General features: G+C 63.9%; 19 protein-coding genes. 10 read left to right on the top strand and 9 right to left on the bottom strand.

Annotation, left to right across the window (positions count from 1 at the left end; all coding sequences use genetic code 11):
- Positions 1–53: 53 nt before the first annotated feature.
- From FIU81_RS14175 to rpsO, 4 genes are all read right to left on the bottom strand, one after another.
- Positions 54–1097 carry a glycosyltransferase family 2 protein gene (locus tag FIU81_RS14175; RefSeq protein WP_124110431.1) on the bottom strand — a complete coding sequence of 348 codons (1044 nt, stop codon included), beginning with the start codon at positions 1095–1097 and terminating at the stop codon, positions 54–56.
- 14 nt (positions 1098–1111) lie between these two features.
- Positions 1112–3244, bottom strand: coding sequence for a polyribonucleotide nucleotidyltransferase (pnp, locus tag FIU81_RS14170; RefSeq protein WP_124110432.1), 2133 nt, complete (start codon positions 3242–3244; stop codon positions 1112–1114).
- Positions 3245–3444: 200 nt separating this feature from the next.
- Positions 3445–3849 carry a response regulator gene (locus FIU81_RS14165; RefSeq protein WP_124110433.1) on the bottom strand — a complete coding sequence of 135 codons (405 nt, stop codon included), beginning with the start codon at positions 3847–3849 and terminating at the stop codon, positions 3445–3447.
- Between the two features lie 162 nt (positions 3850–4011).
- A complete protein-coding gene (gene rpsO / locus FIU81_RS14160; protein WP_124110434.1) occupies positions 4012–4281 on the bottom strand; it encodes a 30S ribosomal protein S15 in 270 nt (89 codons plus the stop codon).
- A 242-nt stretch (positions 4282–4523) separates the two neighbouring features.
- On the opposite strand from rpsO, the gene FIU81_RS14155 reads away from it, so the two are divergent.
- Positions 4524–5441 (top strand): hypothetical protein, encoded by a 918-nt coding sequence (locus tag FIU81_RS14155; RefSeq protein ID WP_124110435.1) that lies wholly within the window; start codon positions 4524–4526, stop codon positions 5439–5441.
- On the opposite strand, the gene FIU81_RS14150 is transcribed toward FIU81_RS14155, so the two are convergent.
- The 4 genes from FIU81_RS14150 to rbfA are packed head-to-tail and all read right to left on the bottom strand — an operon-like array spanning position 5417 to position 7975.
- Positions 5417–5953: a DUF1643 domain-containing protein gene (locus tag FIU81_RS14150; protein WP_124110436.1), complete on the bottom strand. Its 537-nt coding sequence runs from the start codon at positions 5951–5953 to the stop codon at positions 5417–5419. The genes FIU81_RS14155 and FIU81_RS14150 overlap by 25 nt on opposite strands.
- Positions 5950–6849 (bottom strand): tRNA pseudouridine(55) synthase TruB, encoded by a 900-nt coding sequence (truB, locus tag FIU81_RS14145; RefSeq protein ID WP_124110437.1) that lies wholly within the window; start codon positions 6847–6849, stop codon positions 5950–5952. Before truB ends, FIU81_RS14150 begins: the two co-directional genes overlap by 4 nt.
- On the bottom strand, positions 6849–7574 hold the full coding sequence (locus FIU81_RS14140) for a phosphodiester glycosidase family protein (protein ID WP_124110438.1): 726 nt from the start codon (positions 7572–7574) through the stop codon (positions 6849–6851). Before FIU81_RS14140 ends, truB begins: the two co-directional genes overlap by 1 nt.
- A complete protein-coding gene (gene rbfA / locus FIU81_RS14135) occupies positions 7571–7975 on the bottom strand; it encodes a 30S ribosome-binding factor RbfA (protein WP_124110439.1) in 405 nt (134 codons plus the stop codon). The genes FIU81_RS14140 and rbfA overlap by 4 nt, the downstream gene beginning before the upstream one ends.
- 94 nt (positions 7976–8069) lie before the next feature.
- On the opposite strand from rbfA, the gene dapB reads away from it, so the two are divergent.
- Together dapB and FIU81_RS14125 are read left to right on the top strand one after the other, a co-directional pair.
- Positions 8070–8846 (top strand): 4-hydroxy-tetrahydrodipicolinate reductase, encoded by a 777-nt coding sequence (gene dapB / locus FIU81_RS14130; protein WP_124110440.1) that lies wholly within the window; start codon positions 8070–8072, stop codon positions 8844–8846.
- A 42-nt stretch (positions 8847–8888) separates the two neighbouring features.
- Positions 8889–9236, top strand: a complete 348-nt coding sequence (locus FIU81_RS14125; protein ID WP_124110441.1) for a dihydrodipicolinate reductase — start codon at positions 8889–8891, stop codon at positions 9234–9236.
- Positions 9237–9239: 3 nt separating this feature from the next.
- Here the strand turns inward: FIU81_RS14125 and FIU81_RS14120 are convergent, their stop codons facing one another.
- Positions 9240–9413, bottom strand: coding sequence for a DUF1674 domain-containing protein (locus FIU81_RS14120; protein WP_124110442.1), 174 nt, complete (start codon positions 9411–9413; stop codon positions 9240–9242).
- Between the two features lie 64 nt (positions 9414–9477).
- On the opposite strand from FIU81_RS14120, the gene FIU81_RS14115 reads away from it, so the two are divergent.
- From FIU81_RS14115 to FIU81_RS14085, 7 genes are all read left to right on the top strand, one after another.
- Complete coding sequence (locus FIU81_RS14115; RefSeq protein ID WP_124110775.1) at positions 9478–10734, top strand: RsmB/NOP family class I SAM-dependent RNA methyltransferase; 1257 nt, start codon at positions 9478–9480, stop codon at positions 10732–10734.
- A gap of 68 nt (positions 10735–10802) precedes the next feature.
- A complete protein-coding gene (locus tag FIU81_RS14110; protein WP_254695930.1) occupies positions 10803–12503 on the top strand; it encodes a heparinase II/III family protein in 1701 nt (566 codons plus the stop codon).
- A gap of 21 nt (positions 12504–12524) precedes the next feature.
- Complete coding sequence (gene purH / locus FIU81_RS14105) at positions 12525–14111, top strand: bifunctional phosphoribosylaminoimidazolecarboxamide formyltransferase/IMP cyclohydrolase (RefSeq protein ID WP_124110443.1); 1587 nt, start codon at positions 12525–12527, stop codon at positions 14109–14111.
- Positions 14111–14581: a signal peptidase II gene (gene lspA / locus FIU81_RS14100; RefSeq protein WP_124110444.1), complete on the top strand. Its 471-nt coding sequence runs from the start codon at positions 14111–14113 to the stop codon at positions 14579–14581. The genes purH and lspA overlap by 1 nt, the downstream gene beginning before the upstream one ends.
- 53 nt (positions 14582–14634) lie before the next feature.
- Complete coding sequence (locus tag FIU81_RS14095) at positions 14635–15156, top strand: DUF3035 domain-containing protein (RefSeq protein WP_124110445.1); 522 nt, start codon at positions 14635–14637, stop codon at positions 15154–15156.
- 87 nt (positions 15157–15243) lie between these two features.
- On the top strand, positions 15244–16629 hold the full coding sequence (locus FIU81_RS14090) for a M16 family metallopeptidase (RefSeq protein ID WP_124110446.1): 1386 nt from the start codon (positions 15244–15246) through the stop codon (positions 16627–16629).
- Positions 16630–16631: 2 nt separating this feature from the next.
- Positions 16632–17933 carry a M16 family metallopeptidase gene (locus FIU81_RS14085; protein ID WP_124110777.1) on the top strand — a complete coding sequence of 434 codons (1302 nt, stop codon included), beginning with the start codon at positions 16632–16634 and terminating at the stop codon, positions 17931–17933.
- Positions 17934–18002 lie beyond the last annotated feature (69 nt).

Here is an 18002-nt window from a genome sequence, read left to right as displayed (position 1 = left end):
AGTGTCGGGAACTAGTAGCCGCGTTGCTCGCAGCTACGGCTTGGAAGCTTCGCTTAAGAAATGAGCGATCCCAGCGATTGCGGTTGAACGTAGTGCAGCGAACGATCAAAGAGTAGGGCCGTCGTCTCTGGTCTGCCATCCTCAATCCGTCTGTAGAAGTTACTACCGGCAGCATGTTGGCCACGGGCAGATTTGTAACGTATCGCGCTCATGCCGCCTGCGAAGTTGAAGTGAAGCAGCGCCAAGCGGCGCTTTGAGAGAGCAAGCTGCCCGGACAGGGCATGAGCGCCATTGTAGTAAGTCATTCCTCTGCGCCATTTCACGAGCGGAATCTTAGTCAGATTGAAAAGCGGCCGGTCTGCGAGAGTGCTGCGCACCAACTGACGCAGCGCCACAGCTTTCACGCGATCGCCAGCGGTCGACACGAACCCATTTTCGATCGCGGCGAAATCTAGGAAGGCGCGATGGGTCCACTTCGATCTATCAAACGCCACCGGCTCGAACACCCGCTGTCGCATGCCGCCTACTACCATAAAGAAAGGAGTCGGAAATTTGCGGCGGAATCGCTTAGGCGCGGCGAGGCGATGGTAGCAGTCAGGCGCGTCGAACAGTGGGAAAGCGTCGGTCAAGCGCCCGTTAGAATAGTTCATGTCGCCCAAAGTGCCATCGGCGTACATATCGATCATCGTTGCTTGCGCGGCTTCGCATCCGTCTGCGTCCAAGGCGTCGACAAGCTTAGGAAGGCCGCCATGCTCCATTCCAGCGAAGACCATATGTTCGTCGATGTCGGGAACTATGGCCCAACGACCTGCACAGAATTTATCAAGCAGTTCCGATCGCCACTTGCGCTTGTGTTCTGCGTATGTCGACCCCGCCACTGGCGCGAACGCGGCGACGTCATCTGCTGCCTCCAGTAAGTCATAAGTCCCGTCATCCGAGCGATCGTCCACGATTACGAAACTCGTCACTCCCAAGTCCCTGTAGTGGCGAAGAAACTCCGGTAGCAACGCTGCTTCATTATGAATCAGCGCAACGCATAGAAGCCCCCCCGGATCGGGGAGGCTGCCGTTGAGGTGTTCTAGGTAGGTCAGCGTCATGCGCGCATGGGGGCTCAGCCTTCGGCGTCTGCCGGGGCTTCTTCTTCGCCGGTTTCCTGGTTGACCATCTTCATGGCCAGACGGACCTTGCCGCGATCGTCGAAGCCCAGAAGTTTAACCCAAACTTCCTGGCCTTCCTTTAGCACGTCCGACGGATGGTTCAGGCGCTTGTTCTCGATCTGGGACACGTGGACCAGGCCATCGCGCTTGCCGAAGAAGTTCACGAAGGCGCCGAAGTCGACGATCTTGACGACCGTGCCCTTGTAGACCTTGCCCTCTTCCGGCTCTGCCACGATCGAGTAGATCATGTCGTAGGCCTTCTGGATCTGGTCACCATTCGAGGACGCGATCTTGATGACACCGTCGTCGTTGATGTCGACCTTGGCACCGGACACTTCCACGATCTCGCGGATCACCTTGCCGCCCGATCCGATAACTTCACGGATCTTGTCGGTGGGGATCTGCATCGTCTCGATCCGGGGCGCATGCTCGGAGAACTCGGACGCTTCGGACAGCGCCTTGTTCATCTCGCCCAGGATGTGCATCCGGCCGGCTTTCGCCTGCTCCAGCGCCTTGGACATGATCTCTGGCGTGATACCGGCGACCTTGATGTCCATCTGCAGCGAGGTGATGCCGTTGGCGGTGCCCGCAACCTTGAAGTCCATGTCGCCCAGGTGGTCTTCGTCACCCAGGATGTCGGTCAGGATCGCGTAGTCGCCATCTTCTTCCAGGATCAGGCCCATGGCCACACCGGCCACCGGTGCCTTCAGCGGAACGCCCGCGTCCATCATCGACAGCGAGCCGCCGCAGACAGAAGCCATCGAGGAGGAACCGTTGGATTCCGTGATCTCGGAGACCAGGCGGATCGTGTAGGGGAAGTCCGTCGCAGCCGGAAGCACCGCCTGAAGGGCGCGCCATGCCAGCTTACCGTGACCGATCTCACGACGGCCCGGAGGTCCGAAACGACCGACTTCGCCGACCGAGTACGGCGGGAAGTTGTAGTGCAGCAGGAAGTTCGACTTGTAGGTGCCTTCCAGCGCGTCGATCATCTGCTCATCGTCGCCGGTGCCCAGCGTGGTGACGACCAGACCTTGCGTCTCGCCGCGCGTGAACAGGGCAGAGCCGTGGGTGCGGGGCAGGATGCCGGTTTCGCAAACGATGTCGCGCACTTCGTCGGTCGCGCGACCGTCGATCCGCTTGCCACCCTTGACCACGTCACCGCGCAGGATGGACGACTCCAGCTTTTTGAAGGCAGAGCCAAGGTTCGGATCCAGCTGCTGCTCTTCGTTCAGCTGCGTGACAATGTGGGCGCGCGCGTCCGAGATGGCCGTCGTGCGTTCCTGCTTGTCGGTTATGGCGAAAGCGGCGCGCATCTGGTCTTCGCCGGCGGACTTCACGGCTTGGTACAGGTCGTCGTAGTTCGGCGGGGTGAAGTCGAACGGCTCTTTCGCGGCGTCCTCGGCCAAGTCGATAATCAGGTCGATCACCGGCTGGATCTGCTCATGCGCGAACTTCACTGCGCCCAGCATTTCCTCTTCCGAAAGCTCGTAGGCTTCGGATTCCACCATCATCACGGCGTCCTTGGTGCCCGCGACGACAAGGTCCAGACGCTGCTCGGGGTTGTTGCGCAGCTTCTGCATGTCTTCGATTTCGGGGTTCAGGATGTAGTCGCCATCCGTGTAACCCACGCGGCAGGCCGCGATCGGACCCATGAAGGGGGCACCCGACAGCGTCAGCGCTGCAGAGGCAGCGATCATTGCCACCATGTCGGGATCGTTGACCAGATCGTGCGACAGCACGGTGCAGATCACGAGCACTTCGTTCTTGAAGCCCGGCACGAACAGCGGGCGGATCGGACGGTCGATCAGGCGAGAGGTCAGCGTTTCCTTTTCGGTCGGACGCGCCTCGCGCTTGAAGAAGCCGCCGGGGATCTTGCCCGCGGCGTAATATTTTTCGTTGTAGTGAACGGTCAGCGGGAAAAAGTCCTGTCCGGGCTTTTGCTGACGGGCGTAGGTGACGTTGGCCATCACGGAGGTCTCGCCGTAGGTGGCGATGACCGATCCATCGGCCTGGCGTGCAACCTTGCCGGTTTCGAGCGTGAGCGTCTCTTCGCCCCACTGCATCGATTTCTTAACTTCGTTGAACATCTGTTCTATCCTGTCTGGGCCAGCCAGAGCCCTCTCTGGTGGTCCTATTGATTGGCGGCCCCATTGCCGCCGACCCCATCCATCACTGCCATGCGCCGGGGTCGAAGCGTCACGTCTCAGATGCGCCCGCCCCTACAGGAAACGAAGCGAGTTGGGAAGGCGTGCGTATGGGGATGACTGGCGGCGACCGCCGGGCGGACTTAACCTGCGAGCGCTGCGCGCAGTTGTCCTTCGCTGATCGGTTTGACCAGGACGGGCAGGGGGCCGTTCTTCATAATTCGCGCCATGTTCCGCTCATCGGCGGACGCGGTGACGAAGATGACCTTCGCCCGCGCGTCCGTCCGACGCACGTTCAGCGCGATATCGACGCCGTCTTCACGACCGCCCAGTTGTATATCCATCAACACATGACTTGGGGACAGGGCGGCGATCCGTTCTGCGGCCTTGTGCGGACGTCCGATCAATTCCAGCACGCGCATCCCGGCTTCTTCGCACATGCTTCGCAGGTCTTCGGCGATCACGCGATCATCTTCGACGATCACGACGGTCCCGGAAAGCGAGCCGTTTTCGGTCATGGATGATTTGAGGGTTGTTTCCTGAAGCATCGCACTACGCTCCCGACTTGAAGTTACCGCCTACAACCCTAACGGAGGGTAAGGCGTGATTCTTTGCAAGACAAAAGTGCGGTGAACTGCTCGCGTGTCCAACTTCGGACAATAAAAAGGGGCCGGTAGGGCCCCTTTCTCGTGTCATTTCAAAGGTGCGACCTAGCGGCGGATGCCCAGCCGCTGGATCAGGTCCTTGTAGCGGGCCTCGTCCTTGGCGCGGGTGTAGTCCAGCAGCTTGCGGCGCTGTGCGACCAGCTTGAGAAGGCCACGGCGCGAGTGGTTGTCCTTCTTATGGGTCTTGAAGTGCTCGGTCAGCGCGGAGATGCGATGCGTCAGGATCGCGACCTGGACCTCGGGCGAGCCGGTATCGCCGTCCTTCGTCGCGTAGTCCTTCATCACCTGTTGCTTGTCTTCTGCAGTAATCGACATCGGGTCCTCCTATCGGTTGGATATGTCGGCACCGGCCGGGATGTCGTCCAGCACGGGCCCGTGAATGCGCCGCGCGGACCGCGGCAAGCGCGCCCCTTAGACCAGCTTGGCCGGTTTGGAAAGCCCTGTTGCAGTCGAGCGCGCGTTGACCAATTCGTAACTTCTCGATATGTATAAGAAGCAGTGTCTGCTATGCACGCTGAGAGAGAGTTGCCCCTGAGGACGCGAAGAGGACAAGCGAAATGCTAACGGGTCTGATCCTCGCTTCGGTCATGGGCGCGCTCGCGCTACCTGATTTCGCACGCTTGGCGGACGCGGTGGGAATGGGCGGCACAGACGACGAGGGTTCCGACGACTCGTCCGACGCTGTCGAGACGGCGGAAGCGTCTGATCCACTTGCTGACGCAATGATGTTTGAGCAGAACGCCGTTACGGACGACACGCCAGATGACTTGTCGGTTGAGCCCTTGGAAGACCTGTCCATCATGGAAATTCAAGCCGTTCCCGGTGTTATGGAGATCGCCGATTTCGATCCCGAGACGCAGGAAATTGCACTGAACGTGCCAGAGAACACGACCGGTTATCTGACCTCCCCCGCCGACCCCGATGCCGATCCTCCGGTGCCTGCGATGCTGACTTTCGAAGTGCCTGACGGCGCCGTCGAGATGCGTTTCACCGATATGGATGTGGTTCCGGTCGACGCGATATCCCTGTCTGCCGCAGGTGGTGACGCGGTCGGTATCGAAGCGCTGCTGTTGAACGGCGATCCGGGTATCCTGCCTGACGACCCAGAGACCGTAGCCGACGCCGGTGAACCGGCTAATGAGGCCTTGCTGCCCAACGATCCGGAAGAGCCTGCGCTTGCAGGTGAAGACGTGACGGGCGAGGCGATCTTGCCCGACTTGCCCGACTTGCCCGACTTGCCCGATGACGCAGAGGTAGCGGAAGGGCCAGGGGCTGCTCCGCAGCAAGTCGTCGGCTTCGATCTGGAAACCGACGTGCTTCAGATAGAAGGAAGCGCCGAAGCGGCGCTGGACGTTCTGCCCTCCATCGACGGCGGCGATTCAGAGGTGTTCGTGGACGACACCCTCGTCGCCGTCATCGTAGGTGTCCCAAACGCGACAGCCGATGCGATTCAAATGGTTCCCGGCCCGGTCTGATCTTCCGCGGGCCACGGCCTTGGCGTTTCGGAGTAGGCGATATACAATGGGTGCTTCGGATGCCCTCCCTTCGTTAGTCCAAGATGATGCAACTCGCACCCTGCATCGCGCATCAGTTGTTCCACCGCGACACCGCGATCACCCAGCGCGCCATGGGTGCCCCACGCACAGATCGCCACGTCGGCCCATCCGCAACCGTCGCGGATTGCGGCGTCATTATCCGGCCCGATTGGGTCCACTGCCTGCCGTAGCGCGCGCGGATCGGTGTCGCGCCATGCGAAAATGTTGCATACGCGGAAGGCACCGAACCCCAGCGTCCGCGCGCGGCGCTCACACCGTTCCACGGTCGGATCGTTCTGGACTTCCGTGGCCGTCGAGGGGTTCAGCATAACGAACAAAGCGCGCCGGCGTTCGGACTTCCATACCCGCGTCAGGGCATAGCGGTAGCGTTCGCAGTCCGAATAGAGCGCGACGCTCTCGGCATCGCCCTTCAGGTGACGGCGTTCGATCAAAGGTTCAGAACGCGGCTCGGGTGGAAATGCCCAGCCTTGTAGTGACCCAGCGCCACGATCCGCCCCTGATGCGCCGCCCATGTCAGATCGCCGAATTCGGCGTCGGTGCCGACGACCTCTGCCGGGTTGCCGTTGCGGATGCGGGTCGCGGCCATTTCGGTCACGTGGCAGCGCGGCAGGTCGGACACGCCGGCCTCGACAGGCTGCAAAAGCGCGTCGATTTCGGGTGACTTCGCCAGTTCCTCGATACGGTCCATGCCCACGGCATCGGCCTGATCGAACGGACCGGACCACGTGCGCCGCAAAGTGACCACGTGCGCATGACCGCCCAAAGCGCGCCCGAGGTCGCGGGCGATGGCGCGAACGTAGCCGCCCTTGCCGCAGACCAGACGCAGGGTTGCGGTGTCGTCGTCAGCGTCCAAGAGAGTCAGCTCATCCACATAAAGATCACGGGCGGCGAGTTCGGGGCGCTCGCCTTGGCGGGCCAGATCGTAGGCGCGCTCACCATCGACTTTTACTGCCGACACCGAGGGCGGCACCTGTTGAATGTCGCCCACGAAGGCTGGCAACGCGGCTTCTATTGCGGCCCGCGTGGGCCGCATGTCGGACGTTTCCATCACCTCGCCAGAGGCATCGTCGGTCGTCGTCTCGGCGCCCCATCTCAGGGTGAAATCGTAGCATTTCAGCGCATCGGTGATGGAGGACACCAGCTTCGTCGCCTCGCCCAGCGCCACCGCCAGAACGCCTGTCGCGTCCGGGTCCAGCGTGCCCGCATGGCCTGCTTTTTTTGCATCGAACGCCCAGCGCACCTTGTTCACAACGTCGGTCGAGCCCATGCCCGCGGGCTTATCGACGATCAACCACCCCGAAATCTCGCGTCCCTTGCGTCGTCCCATCAGTTCGCTCCCCGGACCGTGCCGATGATCGGCCCCATGGGCCACCCAGCGTCGTGCCGCCCGCCGTCGGCGTCGTAGAGGCGGCTGATCGAGCCGTCGAGATATAGCGCATTCGGGGTGCCCAAAGCGTCGCGAAACAGCCGCCCAAAAGTGTGGAAGTTCACCGGCGCGTCAGAGATCGCGAAGAACAGCGTGCCATCCGCGCCGACACCGACGCCGTTGCGCACGTTCAGCGAGTCGGAATCAGGTAAAAAGCGCGGGTGCAAAGCGCCGTCGATGACCAGCATCGGCCCGGATTGGGTGGCGTCGCGGCAATCGGGTCGCGCGCTTGCGAAGGCACGACTTTCGATCACCTGCGCCGCATTGTCGGTCAGGCACAGCACACCGTTGGGCAGCAGCCCAAAGTTGCCCGGCCCGGCCGCAGTCACGATGCCTGACAGTTCCTGTCCGTCCTCGACATAAAGTCCTACAGGGCTGCGGTCGCGGTGGTACATGCCCGCGTTCATGGCGATGCCCAGATCGCCCTGATCCAGCGCGTCGTTCACCGCCGAGAAGCTGCCCAGAGTTGCGCCCGTGTCGTCATTCAGAAACAGACGCACGTCTTCGGTGGCCGGGTCGATCCGGCAAACGGTGAAAGACGCGCCGTCGAAATCGGTCTGCTCGCAGGTGCCCGCGACGGCAGGCGCTGCAGCCAATCCCAACAGGATCGCAAAGGCGCGAATCATTCCTCTTCCCCATCCAGATCGCGCTGGACCTCCTCGCGGGCGAAGAGCTCGCGGGTGTCGTCCATCCGATCGAACGTCTCGTCGATGACGAACCGCAAATCGGGGGTGAACTTCAGGGCCGTGTCCTTGGACAGTGCGCGGCGCAGCTCTGACTTGTTGCGCGCCAGTGCGGCGATTGCTTCTGGCCGGTTCTTGCCGCCCAGCGGCAGCACGTAGGCCGTGGCGATCTTCAGGTCCGGAGAGGTCTTCACCTCTGACACCGTGATCGACATGCGGTTCAGGTCCGGGTCGTGGATATCGCCCTGGTTCAGCACGTCCGACAACGTGCGGCGGATCAGCTCGCCCACGCGCAGCTGACGCTGGGTGGGGCCGGAGCCTTGGGAAAAACGGTTCTTTGCCATGCGCTCGCAGATATGGATGATAGACAGCCCGCGCAACAGCGTCGTTGCGACGGGGCGTCCGGCGGGTTAGCCCGAAGCAAAGACGGAGGATGCCATGCAGATCGCGGTGACAGGTGTTTCGGGGCGGATGGGCCAGATGTTGGTCCAGCTGATCGAACAGACGGACGGCGTTGCCCTTTCGGGGGCGATCGAGCGGGCAGGACACGAGATGGTCGGCACGGATTGCGGCGGCGTGACCGTGACGGATGACGCTGCCAAGGGTCTGGCCGGAGCCGATGCAGTGATCGATTTCACCGCACCCGAAGCCACGGTCGCGATGGCGCAGCTTTGCGCCGAGGCAGGGGTTGCCCATATCATCGGCACGACCGGCATGACTGATGACGACATCGCCGCCGTGGACGCCTGCGCCGAAAAGATCGCCATCGTGCGGGCTGGCAACATGAGCCTTGGTGTCAACCTGCTGACCCGCGTGGTCGAGCGTGTCGCGGCATCGCTGGGCATCGACTACGACATCGAAGTGGTCGAGGCGCACCACCGCATGAAGGTCGATGCGCCGTCCGGCACTGCGCTGATGCTGGGAGAAGCAGCAGCCAGGGGGCGCGGTGTCGCCTTGGGCGAGGTGTCCGACCGGGGACGCGATGGGATCACCGGCGCACGCACGCAGGGAGATATCGGCTTTCACGCCATTCGGGGCGGTGACATCATCGGCAATCATGATGTCGTTTTCGCAGGTCCGGGAGAGGTGCTGACCCTGTCGCACAACGCGACCGACCGTTCGCTGTTCGCACGCGGCGCCATTCGCGCGGCGATCTGGGCCAAGGATCAGGCGCCCGGTCATTACGACATGGTGAATGTGCTGGCGTTGGACTGAACCGAGGCGGCGCTATCTTTCGACCAATAGCCGGAGGATGCCATGAAAGCCCTGACACTCGCCCTTGTTGCCCTAGCCGCACCTGCCGTCGCGCAGGATCTGCCCCGGATCGAAACGCGCGATGCGTTCATCGGGACAGTCGCGGGCAAGACGCTGACGACCAGCGGAATCTCGATCCAGGCCACGCCGGGCGGGCAGATCACCGGGCGCGGTCTTGGATTCAACGTGACGGGATCATGGACATGGCAGGACGGCTATTTCTGCCGTGAAATGTCTGTCGCGATTCGGTCGTGGGATATGAACTGCCAGGCCGTCTACTCTGACGGCGCGTCCGTGCGTTTCATCGCGGATCGCGGGCAGGGGGATACGGCGGACCTGTCGATCCGCTAACCCCTAGAAGTCGATGGCGATGCCCTTCTTTTCCCAGTCGCCGTAGCGCACGGCTTCGGGGCCATCGCGCCCGCCCAATTCGGGGGGCAGGTCCAGCGCGGGCTTTTCCTTGCGCCGCGCCTCGGCCTCTTGCAATGCGCGGATCGCTTCGGGGGGCAGGTCTTTACGGTCTGTCATGGCGGCCTCGCTGGTCATCTTGCGTAGCACTACATATACGCGCGCCGACCTGTTCCTCCAAGGGATGCCCATGGATACCGCCCGCGCTGCCGCCCTTGCCCTGCTGAATGCCGTCACCGACGAACAGCGTCTGCTGTCCGAGGCGATGCCGGATATCCTTGCGCCGCTGTCCGGGCCCGAGCGGGCGCGCGCGCAGCGGCTGGCCGTCACGACACTGCGCTGGCGCGACCGGGCGGACCGGGCGCTGGGGCCGTTTTTGCGCATGAAACCTTGGCCTGCGGTGCATAACGCGCTGCGGCTGGCCGTGGTCGAGGTGTTCGTGGACGGCACGGCCTCGCACGGTGCGGTGAACGCCGCGGTGGACATGGTGCGTGGGCTGGAGCGGGGCGGCACGCAGACCGGCATGGTCAACGCCGTGCTGCGTAACGTTTTGCGGGCCGGAAAGTGGGACGATCTGCCTCTGCCCCTATTGCCCAAATGGCTGCGCAAACCGCTGGCCGCCGATTTCGGCAAGGCGGCGATGGTGGACATGGAGGCGGTGTTCGCGCAGGTGCCCCCGCTCGATCTGACGGTGAAGGATGATCCGGCAGGATGGGCCGAGCGGCTGGGTGGGACGGTTACGCCCACAGGATCGGTGCGGCTGACGGCCCCCGGTCAGGTCAGCGCGCTGCCCGGATTCGAGGACGGCGCATGGTGGGTCCAAGACGCTGCCGCCGCGATTCCCGCGCGGGTGTTGGGTGCGCAACCGGGTGAGCGCGTGCTGGATATGTGCGCCGCGCCCGGTGGCAAGACGCTGCAACTGGCTGCGGCTGGGGCGCAGGTCACGGCGCTGGATATTTCCGAAGGGCGAATGGGGCGCGTGACCGAGAACCTGATGCGCACGGGACTGAGCGCCGACGTCGTCATCGGCGATGCGCTGGCGCATACGGGCGAATACGATGCCGTCCTGCTCGACGCGCCCTGCTCGGCGACCGGTACGATCCGACGCCACCCTGATCTGCCCATGGCCAAGGACGGCAGTGAGTTTCCGGACCTTTTCCGCCTGCAAGAGCAGATGATCGACCGGGCGCTCAAGCTGGTGAAGCCCGGTGGGCGCGTGGTCTACTGCACCTGTTCCCTGCTGATCGACGAGGGCGAAGAGCAGGTGCGCGATGCGTTGGAGCGTAATCCGGGCATCACCGTCGAGACCACACCGCTTCACGTGCCGGGGATTGATCCGAACTGGATCGGCGCGGAGGGCCTGCGCTTGCGTCCCGACTACTGGTCCGACATCGGTGGCATGGATGGCTTCTTCGTGGCGGTGTTCCGCACAAACGTATAGGCGCGGATGACAGGGCGCACGTCGCCCGCTAGGCTGCTGCAAACGACTTCGCGAAGACGAGGCGGGCAGTGGCAGACTACAACCTAACCCTGATGGACCGGATTGCGCTGTGGCGCATGCTGCGGCGTGCGCGCCCTGCCGTTCTGCTGCGCCGTCCCGGCCCGCGCAGCGTGGGGCGCGTCGCGCGCGGGCAGGGGATGGCCGTCGGGCGCTTCATGTTCTTCGGCTATCACATCGACGCGGCTGAGACGGCTATCTTCGATCTTCCGGTGCCGGAAGCCGGTTTTACGGATGCGCTGCACGGCTTTGGCTGGCTGGACGACCTGATCGCCTGCGGTGCCGGGGACGAGCGTGCGCGGGAATGGACCGATCAGTGGATCGCCCGGTTCGGCAAGGGTCAAGGCGAGGGATGGCGGCCCGATCTGCTGGGTCAGCGGGCACGCCGTTGGATCGACCACGCCAACACGCTGATCCCGGACGAAAAACCTCGGTCGCAGGATATTTCGGCGTCGTTGCAAGTGCAGGCGGAAATGCTGACCCGAACGTGGAAACGTGCGCCGAAGGGCGCGCGCCGGATCGAGGCTTTGGCGGGGCTGTTGTCAGTCGCGGCGTCGGTCGAGGGCTTTGGCGTACTACGCGAGCCGGCACTGAAGGCCTTGGTGGCAGAGGTTGAAGCGCTCGTTTCCCCGGACGGCACGATCCCGTCGCGCAATCCCGAACGGCTGGCGTGGCTGTTCGAGCATCTGACGCGCGCCCGCACCGATCTGGTCGAAACAGGCCAGACTGTGCCGCCGTCGCTGGCCAAGCGGATCGAGGCGATGGCCCCCGTTCTTCGCACCCTGCGCCATGCCGACGGATCGCTGGCGCGGTTCCACGGCGGTGGCCGTGGCGCGCCGGGGATGCTGGACACGGCGCTGGCGCTGTCTGGCCAGCGCGCGCAGGCCCCGACGGACCGCGCCATGGGATACGCGCGCCTGTCGCATGGACGCACGACCCTGCTTCTGGACGCGGCGCCCCCGGCAGAGGGGCCGCTGTCGATTGCCGCCCACGCCTCTACCTTGGCGTTTGAGCTGACCAGTGGCCGTCGTCCGCTGATCGTGAACTGCGGATCGGGGCGTACCTTCGGCGACCGGTGGCGGCGTGCGGGGCGCGCGACGCAATCCCATTCGACGCTGACATTGGACGGCACATCGTCGGCCCGACTGGGTCAAGGCAGCGAAGACGCCCTGACCGACGCCCCCCGCGACGTGCGGATCGAACGGCGGCGCAGTGATTTGTCCACCGGTATCATCGCGGGCCATGACGGGTATGTCGCCACCCACGGGCTGACCCATGTGCGCCAGCTCTATCTGTCCCACGACGGGCGCGGCTTGCAGGGTGAAGACGTGATCGCGACGGTGGAGCGAGAGGACGAGCGCGCTTTCGACCGCGCCCTGGACAGGGCGGGTGGCGTGATTCCGTTTCAGGTGCGCTTTCACCTGCACCCTGATGTGGTCGCGCAAGAGGCAGAGGACGGTCAGAGCCTGAAGCTGATGCTGAAGTCGGGCGAGCTTTGGATCTTCCGCCACACCGGCGCGGCGGCGTTATCGCTGAATGCGTCCGTCTATCTTGATGTGGGAGAGGCCGAGCCGACGCCGACAGAACAGATCGTGCTGTCGTCCACCGCCGTCGACTATGCCACGCGGGTCAGCTGGACCCTTGCAAAAGCGCGGCAAACCCCCGATGCGGTGCGCGACATCGTCCACGAGGACCGGCCCGTGCTGGTCTGATAGCCCCGGAGCCTGCCGCTTATGTCCGACCTGCACCCCGTCAAACGTGCCCTGATTTCGGTTTCCGATAAGTCGGGCCTGATCGAATTGGGGCAGGCGCTGGCCGACCGCGGAGTCGAACTTCTGTCTACCGGCGGCTCTGCCAAGGCCCTGCGCGATGCGGGGCTGGACGTGCGTGACGTGGCCGACGTGACCAGCTTTCCCGAGATGATGGACGGGCGGGTCAAGACGCTGCACCCGAAGGTGCACGGCGGCCTTTTGGCGCTGCGCGATAACGCGGACCATGTTGCGGCGATGGACGAGCACGGCATCGGCGGGATCGATCTGCTGGTGGTGAACCTCTACCCGTTCGAGGCAACGGTCGCGCGCGGTGCGGGCTATGATGAGGCGATCGAGAACATCGACATCGGCGGCCCCGCCATGATCCGCGCGGCGGCCAAGAACCACGGGTTCGTCACGACGGTCGTGGATGTCGAAGACTACAAGGCCCTGCTGGTCGAACTGGACAGCAACGACGGCCAAACCGGCCTTGGCTTCCGCCGCACCATGGCGCAGCGCGCCTACGCCCGCACCGCCGCCTATGATGCCGCCGTCAGCAGCTGGATGGCCGCTGCCATCGAAGAGCCGGATCCCCGCCGCCGCGCAGTTGCTGGCACCCTGCGCCAGACCATGCGCTACGGCGAGAACCCGCATCAGTCGGCGGCCTTCTACGTGGACGGATCCGATCGGCCCGGCGTTGCCAGCGCCGTGCAGCATCAGGGCAAAGAGCTGTCCTACAACAACATCAACGACACGGATGCCGCCTTCGAGCTGGTGTCCGAGTTCGCGGACGCGGCGCCCACCTGCGTCATTGTCAAGCATGCCAACCCCTGCGGCGTGGCGCAGGGCGCGACCTTGGCCGAGGCCTACGCCCGCGCGTTCGACTGTGACCGGACGTCGGCGTTCGGCGGCATCGTCGCGCTGAATAGGCCCCTGGACGCGGAAACCGCACAGGCGATCACCGGCATCTTCACCGAAGTCGTCGTGGCCCCGGGCGCGGATGACGCCGCCCGCGCAATCTTCGCCGCGAAGAAAAACCTGCGGTTGCTGACGACGGATGGCTTGGCCAATGCAAGCGCGCCCGGAACGGTCTGGAAGCAGGTGTCTGGCGGCTATCTGGTGCAGGACCGGGACGCGGGCCACGTCGCGCGCGCCGATCTGAAGGTGGTCACGAAGCTGGCGCCCTCGGACGCGCAGATGGAGGATCTGCTGTTCGCCTGGACGGTCGCGAAGCACGTGAAATCCAACGCCATCGTCTATACCAAGGATGGCGCGACGGTGGGTGTCGGTGCGGGCCAGATGAGCCGGGTGGACAGCACCCGCATCGCCGCGCGCAAGGCGCAGGACATGGCGGAAGTGCTGGGCTTGGCCGAGCCGATGACCCAAGGGTCCGTGGTCGCGTCCGACGCGTTCTTCCCCTTCCCCGACGGGCTGCTGACGGCAGCTGAGGCAGGCGCGCGCGCCGTGATCCAACCCGGAGGGTCCATGCGCGACGCAGACGTTATCGCCGCCGCGGATGAGGCCGGTCTGGCGATGGTCTTCACCGGCCAGCGACACTTCCGCCACTGATGGGCACGCTCTGGCGCATTGCGGGCGTAACCTTCGCTCTTGATCAGATCACCAAGGTGTTCGTTCTGCACGTCTTGGGTCTGATGTCGCGCGGCGTCGTGGATGTGGTGCCGCCGTTCCTGACGTTCCGCATGGCGTGGAATCAAGGCATCAACTTCGGCCTCTTCGCCAACAGTGCCGAGACGACGCGCTGGATCCTGATCGCCGTGGCGCTGGTAATCTCTGTCTGGATCGCCATCTGGATGCACCGCGAACGGCCCGGCTACTGGGGTCAGGTGTCGGGCGGATTGCTGATCGGTGGCGCGCTGGGCAACGTGATCGACCGCTTCGTCTACGGCGCGGTGGCGGACTTTCTGAACATGACATGCTGCGGGATCGAGAACCCCTACAGCTTCAACGTGGCCGATATCGCGATCTTTCTGGGGGCGGTCGGGCTGATCCTGTTCACGGGCAAGTCGAAGACCGCGTGACGCGGCGCGCAGGATACGTTATTGGCTGGGATCGACGAGACGGGAGTGATCCGATGGGCAAGATTTCCAAACTGGGCGCGTGCCTTCTGCTGGCCGGACTGGCCGCCTGCGCAAGCGGCGAGCCGGACCTTCTGCGCTTGTCGAACGACGGCCCCGGGCCGGATGAATTCGCCGTGCTGCCCAACAAGCCGTTGGAACAGCCCACCGACTTCTCGAACCTGCCCGCGCCGACGCCGGGCGGTGCGAACCGTACTGATCAGACGCCTTTGTCCGACGCGATTGCCGCGCTGGGCGGACGGCAGGGTGGTGCGACCGCGCCGGTGCAGGGCCCCGCTTTGATCGCGCGGGCCACGCGATTCGGCGTTCAGCCAGATATTCGCGCGCAGCTTGCCGCCGAGGACCGCGCGTTCCGCGAACAGAACCGTGGCAAATTCCTGGAGCGTCTGTTCAGCACGAACACCTACTTCTCGGCCTACGAGCGGCAGGAGTTGGACCAGTATATCGAGCTGGAGCGTCTGCGCCGTGCCGGTGTCCGCACCCCCGCCGCGCCGCCCGAGGCCGTCGAGAATAACTGACACGTCGATCACGACCGCGTAGCGCCGATTGCAGCCGCGCAGATCGTTCCTAGATCAAGCGCGACTGTCCGTCCCATAGAGGTGCCCATGTTGCGTCGTCTCGCGGTTCTCGCCGCTTCGATCTTCCCCCTGTCCGCTACCGCCGCCGATGTGTCGAGCTTCGAGCTTGATAACGGGATGGAGGTCGTCGTTCTGGAAGACCACCGTGCGCCTGTCGTGGTCCATATGGTGTGGTATCGCGTCGGTGCCGCCGACGAAGAGCCGGGCGTATCCGGCGTGGCGCACTACCTGGAACACCTGATGTTCAAGGGCACCGACGATCTGGAGCCGGGTGAGTTCAGTCGCGTCGTCGCCAGCCAAGGCGGCACCGACAATGCGTTCACCGGTCCTGACTACACCGCCTATTTCCAGCGCGTCGCCTCTGACCGGCTGGAGCGGATGATGGAGATGGAAGCCGACCGGATGCGCAACCTGCAGCTGGACGACCGCGATATCGCCACCGAACTGCGCGTCGTTCAGGAAGAGCGCAACCAGCGGATCGAAAACGACCCCGGCGCGCTGTTTTCCGAACAACGCGATGCCGCGCAATACCTGAACCATCCCTATGGCCGCCCCGTGATCGGCTGGATGTCGGAAGTCGAATCGCTGGCCTTGGAAGATGCGGTATCCTTCTACGAACGCTTCTATGCACCCAACAACGCGATCCTGATCGTCGCTGGTGATGTGACCCCGGAAGAGGTGCGCGCACTGGCCGAAGAGCATTACGGCCCGTTAGAGCCCACCGAAGGGCTGGAGCCGCGCGAGCGCCCGCAGGAACCCCCGCAGACCGCCGAACGCCGCTTGGTCTATGAAGATGCACGCGTGGCGCAGCCCTACGTGATCCGCACCTACCTTGCCCCCGAACGTGACACCGGCGCGCAAGAGGAAGCCGCCGCTTTGACGCTGCTCGCGCAGGTACTGGGCAGTGGGCAGACGTCGGAATTGAACTCTCGCCTGCAATTCGGCAGTCGCGAGGCGCTGTATACCAGCGCGTTCTACAACGGCACCTCCTACGACGATACGACCTTCGGGCTGGTGATCGTGCCCGCGCCTGGCGTGTCGCTGGAAGAAGCCGAAGCCGCGCTGGACCGCGAGATCGCCTCCTTTATCGAAGACGGCGTGGATCCTGAGCAGTTGGACCGCATCAAGCGCCAGATCTCGGCGCAGGCGATTTATGAAGCCGACAGCGCACAAGCCTTGGCCAACCGCTACGGCCGCGCGCTGACCTCTGGCCTGACGATCGTGGACGTCGAGGCGTGGCCGGACGTTCTGCAATCCGTCACCGGAGAGCAGATCATTGAAGCCGCGCGCGACGTGTTCGACCGCGACCGTGCCGTCACCGGCTGGTTGACCGCACCGCCGGAGGCAGAGCCGACAGAGACCGAAGCCGCGTCCACCACCATCGTTCCCGACCAGACGGAGACCGTCCAATGATGATGCGCCTCGCCCTTGCTGCCGTTCTTTCGCTGTCCGCTCTGCCCGTTCGCGCGGCGGTGGATATTCAGGAAGTGACTTCTCCCGGAGGGATCGACGCTTGGTTGGTTGAGGATCACACGATCCCCTTCACCGCGCTGGAAATCCGTTTTGGCCCCGGTGCGGTCTTGGACCGTCCCGGCAAACGCGGTGCCATCAACCTGATGGCCGCAACGCTGGAAGAGGGCACCGGCGATCTGGACGCGCAGGCCTTCGCCGCCGCGCGTGACGACCTGGCCGCCGATTTTTCCTACAATGCCTACGACGACGCCGTCAGCATCTCGGCCCGGTTCCTGACCGAGAACCGCGATGACGCCGTGGACCTGCTGCGCCGCAGCCTTGTCGAGCCGTCGTTTCCGCAGGATGCCGTGGATCGGGTGCGCGATCAGGTTTTGTCGAACATCCGCTCGGACGCGACCGATCCGGGCTCTATCGCCCGTCGCGAATGGGACGCCCGCGCTTTCGGCGACCATCCCTACGGTTCGGTGTCAGACGGCACGATCGAGAGTGTAACGGACCTGACCCGCGATGACGTTGTGCAGGCCCACCGCGACGTCTTGGTGCGCGACAACGTGTATGTCGGCGCGGTCGGTGACATTACGCCGGATGAGTTGGGCGCGATCCTGGACGAGCTGTTCTCCGATTTGCCGCAGTCTACCGCAGCAGAGATTCCGGGTGATGCAGGCTGGAAGATCGCGCCGGGCGTGGAGGTGATCGAGTACCCGACGCCCCAAGCCGTGATCCTGTTCGGACACGAAGGCATCGAACGCGACGACCCGGACTTCTTCGCCGCCTACATTCTGAACGAGATTTTCGGCGGCTCGGGCTTCAACTCGCGGCTGATGGAAGAGGTGCGCGTGAAACGCGGCCTGACCTACGGCATCGGCACGTTCCTCGCCCCCATGGACTTCGCAGAATATGTGGGCGGACAGGCGCAATCGTCGAATGCGACGGCGGCAGAGCTGATCGACGTGGTGCGCGCCGAATGGGACCGCGTGGCGGACGGCGTGACCGAGGAAGAGTTGGACGCCGCGAAGACCTACCTGACCGGATCCTATCCACTGCGGTTCGATGGCAATGCCAACATCGCGTCGATCCTTGTGGGCATGCAGTTGGATGATCTGCCGACCAGCTACATCGCAACGCGGAACGACAAGATCGAGGCCGTCACGCTGGACGATATCGCGCGGGTGGCCGAGCGGGTGTACCGGGGCGAAGACCTGTCTTTCCTGGTCGTCGGCGATCCCGACGGCGTAGGCGGCTGACTGTTGCGGTGTCGCGTTAACATCTTTTTTTCGTAGCTGGATTTTTCAGCTACGAAAAAAAGTCGTAAA

The organism is Palleronia sp. THAF1, assembly GCF_009363795.1.
Classification (GTDB): Bacteria; Pseudomonadota; Alphaproteobacteria; order Rhodobacterales; family Rhodobacteraceae; genus Palleronia.
This window is presented reverse-complemented; position numbering and strand designations above follow the sequence as displayed.